Source organism: Serratia sp. KG1D (assembly GCF_037150675.1).
Taxonomy (GTDB): Bacteria; Pseudomonadota; Gammaproteobacteria; order Enterobacterales; family Enterobacteriaceae; genus Serratia; species Serratia nematodiphila.
In genome coordinates this window covers 2,072,822-2,089,197 of record NZ_JBAGIH010000001.1, presented here as the reverse complement: position 1 = coordinate 2,089,197, position 16,376 = coordinate 2,072,822, and the positions used below count along the sequence as shown (strand labels likewise).

The window sequence follows — 16,376 nt, the reverse complement described above, 5'->3', positions numbered from 1 at the left end:
TTTATCTCCGCCGATGGGGAGGCGAGCGAAGGTGTTTATAATTGATGGCATCTTCAATAAACGACTGGAACCATCATGAAGTTCTTTGCCGATATTTTGCTGCTGCTCATCGCAGCGCTCCATCTTTATATCCTGGTGCTGGAAATGTTCCTGTGGCGTACGCCCCTCGGCAGGCGCGCATTCGGCACAACGGCGGAGTTCGCCGCAGCCACGCGGGTGTTGGCCGCCAATCAGGGGTTGTACAACGGCTTTCTGGCGCTGGGCCTGGTATGGGGCTATTGGCGTGAAGATGTGGCGCTGCAGCTGTTCTTTCTCGGGTGTGTGCTGGCGGCCGGGGTGTTCGGCGGGTTGAGCGCCAGTCGCAAAATTTTGTGGGTGCAGGCGCTGCCGGCCGCGATCGCGATGCTGGCGGTCTGGGGGGCGCGTTAACCCGCCGACTTGCGGCGAGCTTCAGGCGGATTTTTGGTGAATGACGTGCAGCGGCGGATCGATGTGCAGATCAACGCTCAAATCCTGGCGGAAATCATAGGGTGTGATATTAAAACGCTTTCTGAACATGTAGGTGAAGTGGGACTGTGAACCGAAGCCAAAGTCCAGGGCGATGTCGAAGATCGACGCTTCACTGCTGCGCAGTTGATAGACTGCGCCGGCCAGACGGCGTTCGCGAATGTATTTACCGAGCGAAATCCCTGTCGCTTCTTTGAACAGCTTCTGCATGTGCCACAGCGAGTAGCCGGAGTACTCGGCCAGCTCTTCGAGATGGATCACTCGTCCGAGGTGAGTTTCGACCCATTTGCTGAGGGCGCAGACCAACGAGAGGTGGTGTTCTTGTATCATCAGTGCGTCAGTGTGAGACCTACATAGCGGTGAAGTATACACAACTTGCCGCCGTGGACAAAAATGCCGCCGGTGACGGAGGGCAATTATTCGGAAAAACCGTTTGACCGCCGCTTGTCAGCCGAAAGGAAAAACGGCTAATCTGAGACTGTCGCCGCCGCGGTGGGGGACGCAAAGAAAGCCGCAGCAAGAACCGCCAAAACAGAGTCAGCCGTAACAACTCAACGTTGATGGGGTGATCGCATGTTAATGACAGTGATTATTACTCTGGTTGTAATCGTGGGCGTCGGCGCTTTTATGGCGACGCCGGTGATGAGCATGAAGAATGCGGAAAGTGTGGGAGGTGAAGAACCGTGAGAGCAAGAAGACATGCACGCCGCTGAGCGGGGCGAGCGCTAATCGGGAAAGCCTGGGTCAGAAACCCGGGCTTTTTGTTGCGTAACCGCTCAAACGTTTTTCCGCTCGACGGTTTCTTCTCCCCAATAAAGCTGGTCGGCGGTGGTTTTGGCAAAGGCCTTTTCCAACGCCTCATCACTGCCTTCTTCCCAGATTTTCTGCGCCAACACTTCATCGTTCCCTGCCAGCTCAAAAATGGCTTCGGCGATTTCCACCGAAGTTTCACGCACTGTCGCCCAGGATTTCACATTGTGATTCGCCATAACTTTCTCCTGTTGGTTGTGGCTTGCGGGTGGTTTTTACCACCGCCATGCAGCAAGTATAGGCCAATCCGCCGCAGGCTTTTGCCCGCCGGTGCGCAGAATGGGGAAAAAGACGGGGAGTGCGGGCAATGGCGCGGACGCCATGCTATTCTGTGCGGCGTTTGAATCAAGAAGGAAATTTATTATGTCTGACATGCTGAGCAACGAGCAGGAACTGGCTTCCGATCTGGTCGCTTGCCAACTGGTCATCAAACAGATTCTGGACGTTATCGACGTGATTGCGCCGACCGAAGTGCGCGACAAGATGGCGGGTCAGCTCAAAAGCATCGATTTCTCCACGCATCCTGCCGGCGCCGATCCGGTGACCCGCCGAGCGATTGACAAGGCGATTGCGCTGATTGAGATGAAGTTTACCCGCAACTGAGGCGGGGCCGCCGCAAAGCGGCGGCGTCGGGCGGTGGCGGTTAATCCACCACCGTTTCGATTTTCTTGAACAGCGGGCAGTCGGCTACGCCGATGAAACCGTTGTCGCCATTCACGTACTGGGCGATCGCCACGTTGCGCGCCGTCAGGTATTTGCACTGCAACCCCAACCCGCCAACGTTTTTGTTGCTGCCGATCAGCACGCCGTAGCCAGAGATCAAAAAGCCGCCGTAAATGACCGCCAACACCAATACCCACTTAATCAATTTGCTCATCGTATTTCCTCGTTATCCCTGAGGGTTCATCTAGCCACGGCGCCTATGCGAGGGCAAGGGTAACAGTCTGAAAACCGGGCGATAGCCAGAAATCTAAACGGAAAGTTAAACTTCGTTTAACTTCGCTGTGATAACATGCGCGATAGATTACCAAGATAACAATGAGGCTGCTAAATTTGTTGCGAAAAAAAATCCTCGTGATAATGACGGCCGTCGCTGCCTGCCTGTTTTTCTACCTGCTGGCGCTGGACAGCTATTGCGACGATGGTGGAAATTTTGCGTTGGGCATCTGTTCGGTAACCCGCTTCGTGCCCTGGTAAGCAATTTTTGGCAGGGATGTTCGCACGGCCGCCGCGAGTGTTAAGATGGCTGTCTGAATTTCGCAGTAGATAGGGTTGTCCATGTACGATTTAGGTTTTGGCCAGAACGGCCTGTTGTCGCTGGCCCTCGTCGCCGTGGCGTTGCTGGCCGGGCTGTGGGTCTGGTTCCTGGTGAACCGCGCCAGCGTGCGCGCCAATGAGCAGATTCGCCTGCTGCAGGAGATTGCCGAGCAACAACGCCAGCAAACGGCGCTGTTGAAGCGTATGGCGCACCGCGCCGGCGCAGACGGCGCCGCTGCTGCTGACGACGAACTCAACCCCGCGCTGGATTTCAAAGGTTTCATCCCCGAACGTTGAGCATGATGCCCCGGCCGACGGCAGCGTCGCCGGGGCGCCTCAGTAAAACACCATGCCCTGATACGGCTTTTCCCGGCATGCCGCCAGGCGGCTGGCCAAATCGCCGGCATGGATCTCCAATTGATGCCCATCGGGATCGAGAAAATAGAGTGATTCGCCTTCGCTGCGATTGCTTTTCCACTCTTCGACGCCGGCCTGGCGCAACCGCTCGCTGACCTGCTCAATGTGTTCCGGCGCGACGCTGAAGGCGTAATGGGTGTAATCGCGCTCGCGTTGTTGCATGCGCGTTTCATCCAGCGACAGGCATAGCCACAACGGCCCTAACGACAGATAGGCGCCGCCTTGCCAGCGGGCGTGCGGGATAAATCCCAACAGATGACGATAAAAATCGAAGCTGCGATCGAGATTGCTGACGGCGAGCGTCAGATGGTTAAGGCCGGTCAACATGCATGCGTTCTCTGGGCGCTGAACAGGGAGAAAAGTTTACGCAGGCGCTAAGGAAAGATAAAGGGGACAAAGCATTAGTAGAGATAATGTGAAAACCGGCGGCGCTGTCATAAAACTGTCGTACAGACATCGTAATGTAGCGCGAACCTTACGAAAGCTGGATGAAGCCGATGATTAAATGGTACGAAGAAAGCGATGCCGAAGTGAACCGCAGCATTGCGCTGCTGACCGGAGAGAACCCGGACAAGTGGTATCCCTACGGTGGTGTGAAAGGTAAAGATTACTGCAAGAATCCCTCCGATGCCTGGCCGATCATTTGCGCCAACAAAATCAGTCTGAACCCCGACAACCAAAGCGACAGCCCGCAGTGGCAGGCGCGCATGAGCACTCAGGGCGGTGAATGGCAGGCGGACAGCGCCAGCCCGCTGCGCGCGGCGATGATCTGCTTCCTGATGAGCCGACAGGCTAACTGAGTCGAACAATACCGGTGATTGGTAAGAGTTTCTCCTTTTTCTAATAACAGAGCTGTCGTTGGCGGAGGCTGTTTATGAAGCGCATTATCAAAGGTGATAAAAACTTGTCTCATCTGGTGATTGCCCATGCGGCGATCGATCGTCATGCCGAAAGCTTCGGCCAGCGCCGTCAGGGCTGGCCCTCGACCTACCTGATAAAATATCAAAACGATCGCGTGGCGGTGGAAGTGGTCACGCGTAGCCAATCTTATGTCGCCACGCTGATGATCGGCGCGCGCAATCTGACCAAACTGTGCGGTATGCCTGGCTAAACGCTGCCGTTATCCGCTTTCTCGCGGTAAAAAAATCGCGCTCCGGCCTGCCGTCTCGGGGCGCTTCTCCTTGATGCTCACGGGGTTAAGTGTTAAAAAGCCGCCCGCAGATACATTTATTGATTGGTTAAATCTTGGCCGATAGCGGCAAGGGTATACGCCATATGAGGATAAGATGGGCGGTCAGCATCAGGATACTCCGCTAAAACGCGGTTTAAAAAACAGACACATACAGCTTATTGCCCTCGGGGGCGCCATCGGTACCGGTTTATTTCTCGGCATTGCGCAAACCATTAAAATGGCCGGCCCCGCCGTGCTGCTGGGCTACGCCATCGGCGGTTTTATCGCGTTTTTAATCATGCGCCAGCTGGGTGAAATGGTGGTGGAGGAGCCGGTCGCCGGCTCTTTCAGTCACTTTGCCTATAAATACTGGGGCGATTTCGCCGGCTTCCTTTCCGGCTGGAACTACTGGGCAATGTTCATTCTGGTCGGCATGGCGGAATTGACCGCCGTCGGCATCTACATTCAGTACTGGTGGCCGGAGATCCCCACCTGGGCCTCTGCCGCGCTGTTTTTCGTGCTGATCAACCTGATTAACCTGGTGAACGTGCGCCTGTACGGCGAAACCGAGTTCTGGTTCGCCATCATCAAGGTGGTGGCGATTGTCGGCATGATCGTCTTCGGCGCCTGGCTGTTGGCCAGCGGTAACGGCGGGCCGCAGGCCAGCATCACCAACCTCTGGCAGCAGGGCGGCTTTATGCCGCACGGCTTCTCCGGGCTGGTGATGGCGATGGCGGTGATCATGTTCTCGTTCGGCGGGCTGGAGATGGTCGGCATCACCGCGGCGGAAGCCGCCGATCCGCGTCGCAGCATTCCCAAAGCCACCAATCAAGTGGTGTACCGCATCCTGATCTTCTATATCGGCTCGCTGACCGTGCTGCTTTCGCTCTATCCGTGGGGGCAAGTGGTGGAGGGCGGCAGCCCGTTCGTGCTGATCTTCCATGCGCTGAACAGCAATCTGGTGGCAACGGTGCTCAACGTAGTGGTATTGACCGCCGCGCTGTCGGTTTACAACAGCGGCGTTTATGCCAACAGCCGCATGCTGTTCGGGCTGGCCAGCCAGGGCAATGCGCCGCAGGTGCTGACGCGCGTGAATAAACGCGGCGTGCCGGTGCTGTCCATCGCGCTGTCGGCGTTGATTACCTCGATCGGCGTGCTGATCAACTACCTGATGCCCGGTAAGGCGTTTGAGCTGCTGATGGCGCTAGTGGTGTCAACGTTGGTGATCAACTGGGTGATGATCTGCCTGGCGCATCTGAAGTTCCGTGCCGCCAAGAACCGCCAGGGCGTCATCCCCAGCTTTAAGGCGCTGTGGTATCCGTTCGGCAACTACCTGTGCCTGGCGTTCCTCGGCCTGATTCTGGTGATCATGTATTTCAGCGAAGGGATCCGCATTTCGGTGTTGCTGATGCCGGTATGGGTTGCGGTGCTGTGGTGCGGGTTCATGCTGACGCGCCGCAAAGGCGCCAAGCGTTAATCTGCGTGCTGCGGAGGCGTATTGCCCGCCTCCGCTTCTTTTCTCGTTAGCCGCGCGGCATAAAGGCGCGGCTCTCACCGTGACCCCGCCCCAACAGTTTCCGGCACAGCAGCAGCAGGGTGCTGATAACGTCGATGGCGACTACGCTGAGCATCAGCAGAGTCAGCATGAAGAACCCAAGCAGCGAACCGCCCAGCAGCACCAGCGGTGCAGGCACGCGCACGCGGCGCAGCTTCATGGCGAAATACATTTTCCAGTATTGCTTCTGCGCCAGCAGCGCGCTGCGAATACGACGCCCCAGGCCGATGCCTGATTTGCGGGATGTCGAACGACTCATAACTTCTCCTTTTCTGTATGCCCTACAAGTCAATCACAAAGATCTTAAGAGAGTCTTAACGGGCTCTTGGCGGCCCTGGCTTTCCACCGGAGTGAGACAACAGCATACGGCAAAAGGTCCCGAGATGCAGCGCACGGCTGACAAAGTGCGAGCTTCATCGGGTTTGTTACACTGAAAGTCATGCCCGTGCAGGGCGCTGTGGTCGGGAGAAAAGGCAGGATGAAAAAAATCAACCGTTATTACGACGCGGCCAAGGCGCATCATACGCCGGAGGGATTTCGCAACCTGGAACCTTCGCGGCGCCAGGAGGGCGATCTTCGGCGTTGGCAAGATGAACGCAAGCGGCAGGGGCTGCCCAGGCCGCCGCAGCTGGGTTACGCGCAATTTACCCAGCGCTGGTGGCAACCTGCCGATCTCAGTGGCAGCGACGACAGCGTCTGGTGGTTGGGGCATGCCTCGATGCTATTGCGATTGAGTGGCCGCTATATCCTGATCGATCCGGTATTGTCCGAACGTGCATCGCCGCTGAGCTTTTACGGCCCAAAGCGCAGAACGCCGCCGCCGTTGACGGTGGGGCAACTGCCGGCGGTGGATGTGGTACTGATCTCTCATAACCATTATGACCACCTCGACAGGCGCACGGTGCGGCAATTGGCGCGGCGTTTCCCACAGGCCGAGTTCATCGTGCCGTTGGGGTTGAAGCGCTGGTTTCGCCGCTACCGGCTGAAGGTGCATGAACTGGACTGGTGGCAGAGCCTGTCACTGGGCGAGCTGACGGTCTACGCCACGCCGGCGCGGCACTGGAGCATGCGCACGCTGTGGGATCGCAATCGCTCGCTGTGGTGCGGGTGGGTGATCCACCATCCGGCGCTACGGTTTTATTTTTCCGGCGACAGCGGTTATTCGGAACGGCTGGCGGAGATCGGTCAACGGCTGGGGCCGTTCGACGTGGCTGCGTTGCCGATCGGCGCCTATGCGCCGCGCTGGTTTATGCAGGAGCAGCATATGGATCCGCAGCAGTCGGTGGCGCTGTATCGCGAACTGAATCAGCCGCGAGCCATTCCTATCCATTGGGGAGTATTCGAACTGGCGGATGAATCGTTGGACGAACCGCCGCAGCAGCTGAACCTGGCCCTGAGCGAGGCGGGGTTGGAGCAGCATCAATTCCTCCCGCTGAAGATTGGCGAGCGCATCGCGTTGCAGGGTTCATCGCCTGCGTTACCTCATCACCCGGCGGCGCAGCGGGATGAATAAAGTCAATGGTTTGAAAGCGCAGCTGTAATTAGCAGAATTGATAAGTGCGGGTGGTGATTCAAATAACCCCCGTGTTTTCAGGATTTAATTCAACGTTGAACTTTCGTTATTGATAAGATTATTCCGGCTATTGAGGTTAATGACATTCGGATTATTTATGATGAACCCACCGGCAGCGGAAGATGTGCCGGCGCTTTGCATGCTTATGCATCCGTTGTGCAGGGCAGAGACGTTGCCGCCGACCCGTGTGCCGTTCTCGCCCGCGCCGTTTGGCGGCAGGCCGGAAAGCCGATGATGAATGGGCTTTCCGGCGGTAAATGGTCGGAGGAGCGATGAATAAATTGGCCCCCGTTCATCGATATTCAAATGTTGCATATCACATTCCATAAAGATTCAAATTTTTTAACGCTATAAGCGGCAAAAAAGCGGAAATGATGAGACGCAAAGGCGTCAATACGATGAAAGTTTTGTTAAAACTCCAGCAGAATGCGGGGTCTGGCGCAGTGATTTTGGCAAGCAGAAAATAGCCGATGCTTCAACATCTTTTGGCCTATTTAAGCAAATGTTGCGCTCGACCGTTTCAAATATGTGCGACATGTCGTTCAGTGATTAAAAATGGCTTGCCATCGCATACAGAGTATGTGATAACGCATCTGGGTAAAACGAGGTACAGTTCTGTATATGTGTGGCATTTTCAGTAAAGAAGTTCTGAGTAAAGACGTTAGCGTTGAATACCGCTTCTCTGCCGATCCTTATCTTAGTGCCTCAAGCAGTAACGACTCTAGTTTGTCTATGTAACGCCCTCGGGCGGTTTAAACAATCCAAAGGAAATACTCAAGATGGCAAAGATCAAAGGTCAAGTTAAGTGGTTCAACGAGTCTAAAGGTTTCGGTTTCATCACCCCGGCTGACGGCAGCAAAGACGTGTTCGTACACTTCTCTGCAATCCAGGGTAACGGCTTCAAAACCCTGGCTGAAGGCCAGAACGTTGAGTTCGAAATCCAAGATGGCCAGAAAGGCCCATCTGCAGTAAACGTTACTGCTATCTAATCAGCGTCAGCTGTACAAAAAGCCCGCCTTCGCGCGGGCTTTTTCGTTTCCGTCATCCGGCGGCGATGATGATGCCGGCGTACTGGTTGCGGCCTTTGATCCCCGGATGCGTCGGATCCTGCGCGCGCCGGTGGCTGTTGCGGCGATAGCTGGTGTATTTGAAGCGCTGCGGCCGCTGTGGGTCGACGTCCGGCGTGCAGATGGTACAACTGCCGGCGCGGTCAACGGCGGCGAAGCCGAGCGCCGCCAGCTTGTATTCGGCAATTGCGGCCAAATCGAGATGCCGGTAATGCGGGCTGATCAGCGTGGCGGGCAGCGGCAGGCGCTGTTTAAAACTCTCCACCAGCGCTTCATCGACTTCGTAGCAGCACGGGCCGGCGGCAGGGCCGATGGAGACGACCCAATCGGCGGTGTCGCCGTCCTGGCGAATGCGTGCTGCCATCTGTTCCAGAATGCCGTCCAGCAGCCCGCGCCAGCCGGCGTGCACCGCAGCGATGGCGCCGCCGTCACGGCGGCTGAACAGCACCGGCAAACAGTCCGCCGTCAGTACGCTGAGCAGAATGCCGGGCTGGCGAGTATAGAAACCATCGGCCTCGCCGCATGCCTGCGCCGGCTGCAGCACATCGACGATGCGGGTGCCGTGCACCTGTTTTTTTTCCGGCAGCGTGGCGCTGTAGGGCAGCAGATGCCCGGGCAGCAGCGCGAGTTTGCTGCCGAAGCCGTGCTGAATGTGGGGCACCGCATCGAGCAGCGCGGAACGATCGCTCATAAGTTATGTTCACCTGCATGAGAAAACAGACTCTCAGTGTAGCCAGCTTTTTCCCCGCTTGGCCAGGTGTTGTTGGCGACGAAAGCGAGCGGGGATGCGCCTTGCATCAAGCCGACGCCTTCTTTAGACTAGCCGCGCCCTGTCTTTCTGGAAGCCCATTCATGTCTTATCAATGCCCCCTGTGTCATCAACCGCTGCATTTTTCCTCACAACACTGGCGTTGTGACGGCAATCATCAGTTCGATCAAGCCAAAGAAGGTTACGTGAATCTGCTGCCGGTGCAGCACAAACGATCGAAGCAGCCGGGAGACAGCGTGGAAATGATGCAGGCACGGCGCGCGTTTCTCGACGGTGGATATTATCAGCCGTTGCAAGCGCAGGTGGCCGAATGGCTGGATTCGGCGCTGGCGGCCGATGCAGGCGCGTTATTGGACATAGGCTGCGGGGAAGGGTATTACACCGCCGCCGTGGCCGCACGGCTGGCTCAGGAGCGCAATATGGCGGTCTATGGGCTGGACGTCGCCAAAGTGGCGATCCGTTATGGCGCCAAACGTTATCCGGCGGTCTCGTTCTGCGTTGCCTCCAGTCACCGTTTGCCGTTCGCCGACGGGGCGTTGGACGCGGTCTTGCGCATTTATGCGCCTTGCAAGGCGGAGGAGCTGGCGCGGGTAGTGAAGCCGGGCGGCGTGGTGCTGACGGTTTCGCCGGGCCCGCGTCATCTGTACCAGCTGAAAGAGCAGGTGTACCAGCAGGTGCAGCTGCATGCCGAACAGGATGAACAGTTTGCCGGTTTCGACTGTCAGCGCAAAGAGGCGCTGGCCTATACGATGACCCTACCGGGCGCGCAGGCCGCCAATCTGCTGCAGATGACCCCGTTCGCCTGGCGCGCTACGCCGGAGGTGCAACAGCGGTTGGCCGAGGGCGGCGAGTTTGTGTGCGAGACGGATTTCGTGTTGGCGTTGTACCGACGTCGCGCTTAAGGGGTCTTGAACTCAGAAACAAAAAAACCTGCCGCGGCAGGTTTTTTTTGCAGTTCGGTCGCCTCAGGCCAGGTAGCCGAGGTGCTCCAGCAGGATGTTGACGCCGATGCCGATCAACACCACGCCGCCGAGGATTTCGGCGCGTTTGCCCAGCAGCGGGCCGATAAAGCGGCCGATCATCATGCCCAACGTTGCCATGATCATGGTGGCGCAGCCGATGGCCATTGCGGTGTGCACGATGTTCACCTGCAGGAAGGCCAGACCGACGCCGATCGCCATGGCGTCCAGGCTGGTCGCGATAGCGGTGGCCACCAATATCCAGAAGCCGTGGCGTTTGACCTTCTCTTCTTCGTCGGGCCTGTTGCGCACCCCTTCGACAATCATGCGCATGCCGAGAATGAACAGCAGCGAGAAGGCGACCCAGTGATCCCATTCCATGATGTATTGGCTGGCGAACAGGCCGATGGCCCAACCGATGAGCGGGGTGATTGCTTCGACCACGCCGAAGATCAGACCGGTGCGGATCGCTTCGCGAAAGCGCGGCTGATGCAGACTGGCGCCTTTGCCGATAGAAGCGGCGAATGCATCCATGGACATGCCGAAAGCGAGAATAAGCGTTGCTGAAAGGTTCATGTGAAATAGCCTCGGCCGGGTGGCTCCATATACACGTAACCCACCCCCAACCAAACGACGGAGTTACGTGTCTATGGTCTCGCCAACCTTACCTGGCTGCCCGCACCACGTTTCATACGACGAAACGAGTATGTTGATACGGGCGTTTCTGGCGTTTTATTCTCCAGAAACCGGCTACTCCCCAATGACGGCGCAACCATACCATATTATTTCCAGTACCGACAACTTTATTCTGGCGCGATTTTTGTTCTTAATTGAGACTCGTTTTCATTAATCTGAGTTCATGTGGGAATATAATGTAGACGTGGGTAACAATGTTGCAGAAATAATAGTCAGAAATGAAATGGCGCTGCCGATTAATTATCCACAGACAGCGCAAGGTTTGAGCGAGAATAAAATTAATTTCCCTTTATTTATTGATTATCAACGAAAAAATTGTATATCTTCTCCAGGTCATCCAATTGCGTCACCTGAACCAACAGCCGGCGCTGCTCCAGGTCGATGGCCAGAATGCCGTCCTCCGATAAATTCATGGCTTTAATGCGGTTATATTCGACAAAAACATTGGCGAAGAAAAAACCGTGCGCTTTAAACACCATTTTGGGCGAGCGGATATAAGCAATATAGATGGCGAGCAGCGCCAAAGAAATAAGCAGATAAGTGGTTAATAGCGCGCCGTTGGCGGTGACGTTACGGTAAATCAGAATGGCGATCAGGCCGACGAAAATCAGGCTGTCGAGGCGGTTGCGGCGTTTGAGCGGCACTTTGAGCCGCGTTTTGCCTTTCAGCAGATCCATGCCGAATTCGTCGTACAGCGAATACAGCAACAGCAGGGCGATAAACAGCATCAGTACGGCGTCGGTCAGTGACATCTTTTGCTCCACACATAAAAAAGCCGGGGGTTACCCCCCGGCCGTTTCGAACGATTACAGGCCCAGCAGGCCAATCCAATAGCCAAAGATACCGATGACGAAGAAACCGATGATGATCCACAGCGCGTTGACTTTCTTGCGCAGCAACCACATACAGGCGAAGGTCAACAGCAGCGGCACCAGGCCCGGCATCAGCTGGTCGAGGATGGTCTGCACCGTGGTGACGTTGGTATGCCCGGTCTGGTCGGTGATCTTGGACACCACCAGCGGGATATTCACGTGCGTCCACTTGTTGACCAACGCGCCCATGACAAACAGGCCGAGAATGGACGCTCCTTCCGTCAGTTTCTGCAGGAAGCCGCCGCCCATGTCGTTGACGATATCCACCCCTTTACGGTAACCGTAGGCCACGCCGTAATAGCGGGTCAGCAGGCGCACCAGGTTGAACAGCACGAAGAACAGGATCGGTCCGAGCAGGCTGCCGCTCATGGCGATGCCCGCCCCAAGCGCGGCGAATACCGGCCGCACGGTGCCCCAGAAGATCGGGTCACCGACGCCCGCCAGCGGCCCCATCAAACCAACCTTGATGCCGTTGATTGCGGCGTCGTCGATCGGTGCGCCGTTGGCGCGTTGCTCTTCCATCGCCATGGTCACGCCGAGCACCGGCGCCGCCACGTAAGGGTGAGTGTTGAAGAACTCCAGGTGACGCTTGATCGCCTGTTTGCGGTCGTCATTGTTTTCCGGATACAGGCGACGGATCACCGGCACCATCGAGAAGCAAAAACCCAGCGCCTGCATGCGTTCGAAGTTCCATGAACCCTGGAACAGGTTCGAGCGCAGGAATACGCCGCGAATATCGGCCGGCGTGAGTTTCTTTTGAGCAGTTGTATCAACCATTTCTCTCACCTATTCCTAGTCGAGTTCGTTATCGAGATCGTTCGCGTTAGCCGGGCCGGCCTGGACAACCTGAGACTTGTTGTATTTCGGGCTGAGCTGGATATACAGCACGGCCATCACCACGCCGATGACGCCAAGCGCCACCAGATTGAAGTTGGTGAAGGCGGCGGTAACGAAACCGAGATAGAAGAACGGCATCAGGTAGCCGGCGCGCATCATGTTAATCACCATCGCGTAACCGACCACCACGATCATGCCGCCGGCGATGTTCAGGCCGCTGGTGACCACTTCCGGGATCGAGTTGAGCAGGGCGTGCACCCCGGCGGTGCCCACTGAGATGGCGACGATGACCGCCGGGATGGCGATACGCATTGCCTGCAGCAGCAGGGCGCCGACATGGATCCAGCTGATGGCGCGCAGGCTGCCGCGCTCTGCCGCGCTGTCCGCTGCGTGCTGGAAGGCCACGGTGAGGGTTCGCACGATGATGGTTAATACCTGGCCGGCCGCCGCCAGCGGAATGGCCAGGGCGATACCGGCGCCGACGCTTTGCCCGCCGGCGATGACCAGGATGGTCGAGATGATGGACGCCAGGGCGGCATCCGGCGCGACCGCCGCGCCGATATTCATCCAGCCGAGGGCGATCATTTCCAGCGTACCGCCGATGATGATGCCGGTTTTCATATCGCCGAGAATGAAGCCGATCAGGGTACAGGCGACCAGCGGACGGTGGAACTGGAACTCGTCGAGGACGGAACCCATCCCGGCGATACAGGCAACGATAAATATCAGCACAATCTGAAGAGTGGTGATCTCCATTGCACTTCTCCTATGACCAAAAAAGCTCTGAGTAAAATAATCAGCGGCTGGCGCCACTAATTGAGTTTGTTAATCAGGTCCATCATTTTTAGCCGGCTGTCGGACGAGACCTTACGCACCTCCAGCTCGATACCGCGATCGTTCAGTTTCTTAAACGCTTCGATATCTTTTTCATCGACGGAAACGGCGTTGTTCACCTGGGTTTTCCCCTGGCGGAATGCCATGCCGCCGATATTGACGGATTGAATATCCACGCCGCCTTCCACCAGCCGCCAGACGTCGGTCGGGTTGGTAAACAGCAGCATCACGCGGTCGTTGGCGTATTTGGGGTTGTTCCAGACGCGGATGGCCTTCGCCACGTCCACCACGTGGGCGGTGACGCCCGGCGGGGCAACCTGAGTCAGCAGGGTTTTGCGTACATGATCGGCGGCGACTTCATCGCTGACGACGATAATGCGGCTGACGTTGGTCTCTTTGGTCCAGCGGGTGGCGACCTGGCCGTGAATCAAGCGGTCATCGATGCGCGCCAGGCCGATTTTCATGTGGTCGTTCGGCCCCAGCGGCGCCTGAGGGGCAGCGGCTTTGGCGACGGGCGTCACGGGTTTTGCGGGTTCTTCCTGCGGTTTTTTCAGCGCTTTCACGCCTTCTCGGCCGGTTTCCAACGCCAGCGCCACCAGTTCATCGAAAGCGGGGTTGTCGTCCCGCGCCATGAAGGTTTCCACCAGCATCGGGATGTTGACCCCGGTGACGACCTCATAGTTTTCTTTGTCGACCGCAATGCGGCTGGCGGCGTTGAACGGGCTGCCGCCCCAGGTATCCACCAGGAACAGCACGCCGCCGCTGGTATCCAACCCACTGATTTTTTCGTTGTATTTGACGATTAACGTTTCGGCATTCTCACCGGGAACGAAGTCTATAAAGGCGACGTTGTCCTGCTCGCCCAATAGCATCTCCGCCGTTTTCAGCAGTTGTTCCGCTGCAGCCCCGTGTGTGCCGATGATAATAGCTATTGCCACTCGCTACCTCCTCGTTGAACTCCAGGCGCGGTTTGTGTCGTTTCTCCGCGCCGTCTTGGCAGTCACTTCCGCGGTTCAGATACATTATGGTAGAAAAAAAGAAACGCACGCCTAACATTTCTCACGCAGTATCAAATGCCTGTGCGTGATATTTCACGAACGCGAGATTTATTTTAGTGAGTGAAAAAATATTTTTTGTGACGCTGCTCCGCTATTGAATGCTCGGAGAAATCTTAGCTGTCGCAGACGATATGGCGTGGCGTCACCCTAAACCGCCGTTGAAAAAGCCGCTTTGTCCCCCAGAAAAATCCTGATACAGTAATTTCCTCTTTCATCACTAAGGAGTGAAGGGCCTCAGCCCTCCCTATGGACTGTCACCGAAGTAACTGTTTTTCCAGGTTTCACCCGCCACCTGCTGGCGTTGCATATGCTGTTCGGCCCTTCGGCCATCTCCCGGTAATCCCATCCCGTCACTTTGCTATTGTCGACTGCGCCCATGCAGCGGCGGCATCGTCACGTCTGAGCGGCGTGCGCTCATTCCCACTTTTTTCTGGAGTCTGATATGGAATTTTTAATGGACCCCTCTATTTGGGCGGGGTTGCTTACGCTGGTGGTGCTGGAAATCGTGCTGGGCATCGACAACCTGGTGTTCATCGCCATTTTGGCCGACAAGTTGCCGCCGAAGCAGCGCGATAAGGCGCGCATCATCGGCCTGTCGCTGGCATTGCTGATGCGTTTGGGCCTGCTGTCGGTGATCTCCTGGATGGTAACCCTGACCACGCCGCTGTTCAGCGTCGGCGATTTCAGCTTCTCCGGCCGCGATCTTATCCTGCTGTTCGGCGGGGTATTCCTGCTGTTCAAGGCCACCATGGAGCTGCATGAACGGCTGGAAGGGCAGACGCACCAGGATGGCGCCAACCGCGGTTACGCCAAGTTCTGGGCGGTGGTGGTGCAAATCGTGATCCTTGACGCGGTGTTCTCGCTTGATGCGGTGATCACCGCCGTGGGCATGGTGAACGATCTGCCGGTGATGATGGCGGCGGTGGTGATCGCGATGGCGGTGATGCTGCTGGCATCCAAGCCGTTGACCAACTTCGTCAACGCGCACCCGACCATTGTGGTGCTGTGCCTGAGCTTCCTGTTGATGATCGGTCTGAGCCTGATCGCCGAAGGCTTCGGCTTGCATATTCCTAAAGGCTATCTGTACGCCGCGATCGGCTTCTCGATCCTGATTGAATTGTTCAACCAGATCGCGCGCCGCAACTTTATCAAGCATCAGGCGCGTCGCCCGATGCGCGAGCGCACCGCGGAAGCGATCATGCGCCTGATGGGGCAGCAGCGCGCACAGCAGCCTGACGACGCGGTGGCGTTGCCGAGGGATGAAACCTTTGCGGCGGAAGAGCGTTATATGATCAGCGGTGTGCTGACGCTGGCCTCGCGCTCATTGCGCAGCGTGATGACGCCGCGCACTGACATCTCCTGGGTCGACTGCGAGCGCTCCCGTGAGGAGGTGCGTGCACAGTTGCTGGATACGCCGCACAGCCTGTTCCCGGTGTGTCGCGACTCTGTGGATGAGATCGTCGGCGTGGTACGCGCCAAGGATCTGCTGGTGGCGCTGGAGCAAGGGGAAGATATCGCCGAGTTTGCCGCCCGCACGCCGCCGATCGTGGTGCCGGAAACCATGGATGTCATCAAGCTGCTGGCGGTGCTGCGCCGCGCCAAAGGGCGCCTGGTGGTGGTCACCAACGAGTTCGGCGTGGTGCAGGGGCTGGTGACGCCGCTGGATGTGCTGGAAGCGATTGCCGGCGAGTTCCCGGACGAAGATGAAACGCCGGACATCGTGGCGGAAGGCGACGGCTGGCTGGTCAAAGGCGGGACCGACCTGCACTCGCTGGAACAGGCGCTGGCCTGCGATGACCTGGTCAGCCCAACCGCAGACTACGCCACTCTGGCGGGGCTGCTGTTAGCCCACTACGGCCAGATGCCGGTAGTGGGGGACACCATTGAACTGAACCACCTACGTTTCGATATCGTCGAGGTCTCCGACTATCGCATTGAGTTGGTGCGTGTCACCCGCGTCGTCTTCGACGAACCGGCGCATTCGTAACCCACCC

24 protein-coding genes and 1 riboswitch are annotated in these 16,376 nt (G+C 57.2%); of the genes, 12 read left to right on the top strand and 12 right to left on the bottom strand.

The window, feature by feature from the left end:
- Positions 1 to 75: 75 nt before the first annotated feature.
- On the top strand, positions 76 to 429 hold the full coding sequence (locus WFM45_RS10195; protein ID WP_033632813.1) for a DUF1304 domain-containing protein: 354 nt from the start codon (positions 76 to 78) through the stop codon (positions 427 to 429).
- 21 nt (positions 430 to 450) lie between these two features.
- Here WFM45_RS10195 and WFM45_RS10190 read toward each other — a convergent pair whose 3' ends face one another.
- Positions 451 to 837 (bottom strand): helix-turn-helix domain-containing protein, encoded by a 387-nt coding sequence (locus WFM45_RS10190; RefSeq protein WP_004927697.1) that lies wholly within the window; start codon positions 835 to 837, stop codon positions 451 to 453.
- 446 nt (positions 838 to 1,283) lie between these two features.
- Positions 1,284 to 1,496, bottom strand: coding sequence for a YccJ family protein (locus tag WFM45_RS10185; RefSeq protein ID WP_004927694.1), 213 nt, complete (start codon positions 1,494 to 1,496; stop codon positions 1,284 to 1,286).
- 184 nt (positions 1,497 to 1,680) lie between these two features.
- Between WFM45_RS10185 and WFM45_RS10180 the strand changes: the two genes are divergently transcribed.
- The gene (locus tag WFM45_RS10180; protein ID WP_004927692.1) at positions 1,681 to 1,920 is read left to right on the top strand and encodes a DUF2766 family protein; all 240 of its coding nucleotides are present in this window, start codon (positions 1,681 to 1,683) and stop codon (positions 1,918 to 1,920) included.
- A 40-nt stretch (positions 1,921 to 1,960) separates the two neighbouring features.
- On the opposite strand, the gene WFM45_RS10175 is transcribed toward WFM45_RS10180, so the two are convergent.
- On the bottom strand, positions 1,961 to 2,194 hold the full coding sequence (locus tag WFM45_RS10175; RefSeq protein ID WP_004927690.1) for a YobH family protein: 234 nt from the start codon (positions 2,192 to 2,194) through the stop codon (positions 1,961 to 1,963).
- Positions 2,195 to 2,355: 161 nt separating this feature from the next.
- Between WFM45_RS10175 and WFM45_RS10170 the strand changes: the two genes are divergently transcribed.
- On the top strand, positions 2,356 to 2,514 hold the full coding sequence (locus WFM45_RS10170; RefSeq protein WP_004927688.1) for a PhoP/PhoQ regulator MgrB: 159 nt from the start codon (positions 2,356 to 2,358) through the stop codon (positions 2,512 to 2,514).
- A gap of 81 nt (positions 2,515 to 2,595) precedes the next feature.
- Positions 2,596 to 2,871, top strand: coding sequence for a YebO family protein (locus tag WFM45_RS10165; RefSeq protein WP_336955408.1), 276 nt, complete (start codon positions 2,596 to 2,598; stop codon positions 2,869 to 2,871).
- A gap of 39 nt (positions 2,872 to 2,910) precedes the next feature.
- Here the strand turns inward: WFM45_RS10165 and fos are convergent, their stop codons facing one another.
- Positions 2,911 to 3,318 (bottom strand): fosfomycin resistance glutathione transferase, encoded by a 408-nt coding sequence (gene fos, locus WFM45_RS10160; protein WP_015378164.1) that lies wholly within the window; start codon positions 3,316 to 3,318, stop codon positions 2,911 to 2,913.
- Positions 3,319 to 3,488: 170 nt separating this feature from the next.
- Between fos and WFM45_RS10155 the strand changes: the two genes are divergently transcribed.
- The 3 genes from WFM45_RS10155 to WFM45_RS10145 all read left to right on the top strand — a co-directional run bounded on the left by WFM45_RS10155 (position 3,489) and on the right by WFM45_RS10145 (position 5,639).
- The gene (locus WFM45_RS10155) at positions 3,489 to 3,791 is read left to right on the top strand and encodes a phage protein NinX family protein (protein WP_004927682.1); all 303 of its coding nucleotides are present in this window, start codon (positions 3,489 to 3,491) and stop codon (positions 3,789 to 3,791) included.
- Between the two features lie 74 nt (positions 3,792 to 3,865).
- Positions 3,866 to 4,102: a DUF4060 family protein gene (locus WFM45_RS10150; RefSeq protein ID WP_004927680.1), complete on the top strand. Its 237-nt coding sequence runs from the start codon at positions 3,866 to 3,868 to the stop codon at positions 4,100 to 4,102.
- Between the two features lie 175 nt (positions 4,103 to 4,277).
- Positions 4,278 to 5,639 carry an amino acid permease gene (locus WFM45_RS10145; protein ID WP_004927677.1) on the top strand — a complete coding sequence of 454 codons (1,362 nt, stop codon included), beginning with the start codon at positions 4,278 to 4,280 and terminating at the stop codon, positions 5,637 to 5,639.
- A 46-nt stretch (positions 5,640 to 5,685) separates the two neighbouring features.
- On the opposite strand, the gene WFM45_RS10140 is transcribed toward WFM45_RS10145, so the two are convergent.
- A complete protein-coding gene (locus tag WFM45_RS10140) occupies positions 5,686 to 5,976 on the bottom strand; it encodes a hypothetical protein (RefSeq protein ID WP_336955403.1) in 291 nt (96 codons plus the stop codon).
- Between the two features lie 219 nt (positions 5,977 to 6,195).
- Between WFM45_RS10140 and WFM45_RS10135 the strand changes: the two genes are divergently transcribed.
- Complete coding sequence (locus WFM45_RS10135) at positions 6,196 to 7,230, top strand: MBL fold metallo-hydrolase (RefSeq protein ID WP_336955401.1); 1,035 nt, start codon at positions 6,196 to 6,198, stop codon at positions 7,228 to 7,230.
- Positions 7,231 to 7,314: 84 nt separating this feature from the next.
- Here the strand turns inward: WFM45_RS10135 and WFM45_RS10130 are convergent, their stop codons facing one another.
- Entirely contained in the window at positions 7,315 to 7,605 is a 291-nt protein-coding gene (locus tag WFM45_RS10130; protein WP_336955399.1) for a hypothetical protein, read from the bottom strand.
- Positions 7,606 to 7,911: 306 nt separating this feature from the next.
- On the opposite strand from WFM45_RS10130, the gene WFM45_RS10125 reads away from it, so the two are divergent.
- Together WFM45_RS10125 and cspE are read left to right on the top strand one after the other, a co-directional pair.
- Positions 7,912 to 8,028 (top strand): DUF2627 domain-containing protein, encoded by a 117-nt coding sequence (locus WFM45_RS10125; RefSeq protein WP_002211058.1) that lies wholly within the window; start codon positions 7,912 to 7,914, stop codon positions 8,026 to 8,028.
- Positions 8,029 to 8,069: 41 nt separating this feature from the next.
- Entirely contained in the window at positions 8,070 to 8,279 is a 210-nt protein-coding gene (cspE, locus tag WFM45_RS10120; protein ID WP_002221949.1) for a transcription antiterminator/RNA stability regulator CspE, read from the top strand.
- Positions 8,280 to 8,331: 52 nt separating this feature from the next.
- On the opposite strand, the gene pgeF is transcribed toward cspE, so the two are convergent.
- Positions 8,332 to 9,048, bottom strand: a complete 717-nt coding sequence (pgeF, locus tag WFM45_RS10115) for a peptidoglycan editing factor PgeF (protein WP_004927619.1) — start codon at positions 9,046 to 9,048, stop codon at positions 8,332 to 8,334.
- A gap of 161 nt (positions 9,049 to 9,209) precedes the next feature.
- Between pgeF and rlmA the strand changes: the two genes are divergently transcribed.
- Positions 9,210 to 10,028, top strand: coding sequence for a 23S rRNA (guanine(745)-N(1))-methyltransferase (gene rlmA / locus WFM45_RS10110; protein WP_048323884.1), 819 nt, complete (start codon positions 9,210 to 9,212; stop codon positions 10,026 to 10,028).
- 63 nt (positions 10,029 to 10,091) lie between these two features.
- On the opposite strand, the gene mntP is transcribed toward rlmA, so the two are convergent.
- The 5 genes from mntP to manX form a co-directional block, all read right to left on the bottom strand.
- Entirely contained in the window at positions 10,092 to 10,661 is a 570-nt protein-coding gene (gene mntP / locus WFM45_RS10105) for a manganese efflux pump MntP (protein ID WP_004927615.1), read from the bottom strand.
- An 11-nt stretch (positions 10,662 to 10,672) separates the two neighbouring features.
- Positions 10,673 to 10,856: riboswitch (yybP-ykoY riboswitch) on the bottom strand.
- A gap of 218 nt (positions 10,857 to 11,074) precedes the next feature.
- A complete protein-coding gene (locus WFM45_RS10100) occupies positions 11,075 to 11,533 on the bottom strand; it encodes a DUF986 family protein (protein ID WP_060559774.1) in 459 nt (152 codons plus the stop codon).
- Between the two features lie 54 nt (positions 11,534 to 11,587).
- Entirely contained in the window at positions 11,588 to 12,430 is an 843-nt protein-coding gene (locus WFM45_RS10095; RefSeq protein WP_015378157.1) for a PTS mannose transporter subunit IID, read from the bottom strand.
- Between the two features lie 15 nt (positions 12,431 to 12,445).
- On the bottom strand, positions 12,446 to 13,246 hold the full coding sequence (locus WFM45_RS10090; protein WP_015378156.1) for a PTS mannose/fructose/sorbose transporter subunit IIC: 801 nt from the start codon (positions 13,244 to 13,246) through the stop codon (positions 12,446 to 12,448).
- A 56-nt stretch (positions 13,247 to 13,302) separates the two neighbouring features.
- Positions 13,303 to 14,262 carry a PTS mannose transporter subunit IIAB gene (gene manX, locus WFM45_RS10085; RefSeq protein WP_049186224.1) on the bottom strand — a complete coding sequence of 320 codons (960 nt, stop codon included), beginning with the start codon at positions 14,260 to 14,262 and terminating at the stop codon, positions 13,303 to 13,305.
- Between the two features lie 562 nt (positions 14,263 to 14,824).
- On the opposite strand from manX, the gene WFM45_RS10080 reads away from it, so the two are divergent.
- Positions 14,825 to 16,369, top strand: a complete 1,545-nt coding sequence (locus WFM45_RS10080) for a TerC family protein (RefSeq protein ID WP_015378155.1) — start codon at positions 14,825 to 14,827, stop codon at positions 16,367 to 16,369.
- Positions 16,370 to 16,376: the final 7 nt, after the last annotated feature.

Coding starts and splice junctions, on each gene's coding strand:
- WFM45_RS10195 (WP_033632813.1), top strand. CDS start 76: ATGAAGTTCTTTGCCGATATTTTGCTGCTGCTCATCGCAGCGCTCCAT.
- WFM45_RS10190 (WP_004927697.1), bottom strand. CDS start 837: ATGATACAAGAACACCACCTCTCGTTGGTCTGCGCCCTCAGCAAATGG.
- WFM45_RS10185 (WP_004927694.1), bottom strand. CDS start 1,496: ATGGCGAATCACAATGTGAAATCCTGGGCGACAGTGCGTGAAACTTCG.
- WFM45_RS10180 (WP_004927692.1), top strand. CDS start 1,681: ATGTCTGACATGCTGAGCAACGAGCAGGAACTGGCTTCCGATCTGGTC.
- WFM45_RS10175 (WP_004927690.1), bottom strand. CDS start 2,194: ATGAGCAAATTGATTAAGTGGGTATTGGTGTTGGCGGTCATTTACGGC.
- WFM45_RS10170 (WP_004927688.1), top strand. CDS start 2,356: ATGAGGCTGCTAAATTTGTTGCGAAAAAAAATCCTCGTGATAATGACG.
- WFM45_RS10165 (WP_336955408.1), top strand. CDS start 2,596: ATGTACGATTTAGGTTTTGGCCAGAACGGCCTGTTGTCGCTGGCCCTC.
- fos (WP_015378164.1), bottom strand. CDS start 3,318: ATGTTGACCGGCCTTAACCATCTGACGCTCGCCGTCAGCAATCTCGAT.
- WFM45_RS10155 (WP_004927682.1), top strand. CDS start 3,489: ATGATTAAATGGTACGAAGAAAGCGATGCCGAAGTGAACCGCAGCATT.
- WFM45_RS10150 (WP_004927680.1), top strand. CDS start 3,866: ATGAAGCGCATTATCAAAGGTGATAAAAACTTGTCTCATCTGGTGATT.
- WFM45_RS10145 (WP_004927677.1), top strand. CDS start 4,278: ATGGGCGGTCAGCATCAGGATACTCCGCTAAAACGCGGTTTAAAAAAC.
- WFM45_RS10140 (WP_336955403.1), bottom strand. CDS start 5,976: ATGAGTCGTTCGACATCCCGCAAATCAGGCATCGGCCTGGGGCGTCGT.
- WFM45_RS10135 (WP_336955401.1), top strand. CDS start 6,196: ATGAAAAAAATCAACCGTTATTACGACGCGGCCAAGGCGCATCATACG.
- WFM45_RS10130 (WP_336955399.1), bottom strand. CDS start 7,605: ATGCAACATTTGAATATCGATGAACGGGGGCCAATTTATTCATCGCTC.
- WFM45_RS10125 (WP_002211058.1), top strand. CDS start 7,912: ATGTGTGGCATTTTCAGTAAAGAAGTTCTGAGTAAAGACGTTAGCGTT.
- cspE (WP_002221949.1), top strand. CDS start 8,070: ATGGCAAAGATCAAAGGTCAAGTTAAGTGGTTCAACGAGTCTAAAGGT.
- pgeF (WP_004927619.1), bottom strand. CDS start 9,048: ATGAGCGATCGTTCCGCGCTGCTCGATGCGGTGCCCCACATTCAGCAC.
- rlmA (WP_048323884.1), top strand. CDS start 9,210: ATGTCTTATCAATGCCCCCTGTGTCATCAACCGCTGCATTTTTCCTCA.
- mntP (WP_004927615.1), bottom strand. CDS start 10,661: ATGAACCTTTCAGCAACGCTTATTCTCGCTTTCGGCATGTCCATGGAT.
- WFM45_RS10100 (WP_060559774.1), bottom strand. CDS start 11,533: ATGTCACTGACCGACGCCGTACTGATGCTGTTTATCGCCCTGCTGTTG.
- WFM45_RS10095 (WP_015378157.1), bottom strand. CDS start 12,430: ATGGTTGATACAACTGCTCAAAAGAAACTCACGCCGGCCGATATTCGC.
- WFM45_RS10090 (WP_015378156.1), bottom strand. CDS start 13,246: ATGGAGATCACCACTCTTCAGATTGTGCTGATATTTATCGTTGCCTGT.
- WFM45_RS10080 (WP_015378155.1), top strand. CDS start 14,825: ATGGAATTTTTAATGGACCCCTCTATTTGGGCGGGGTTGCTTACGCTG.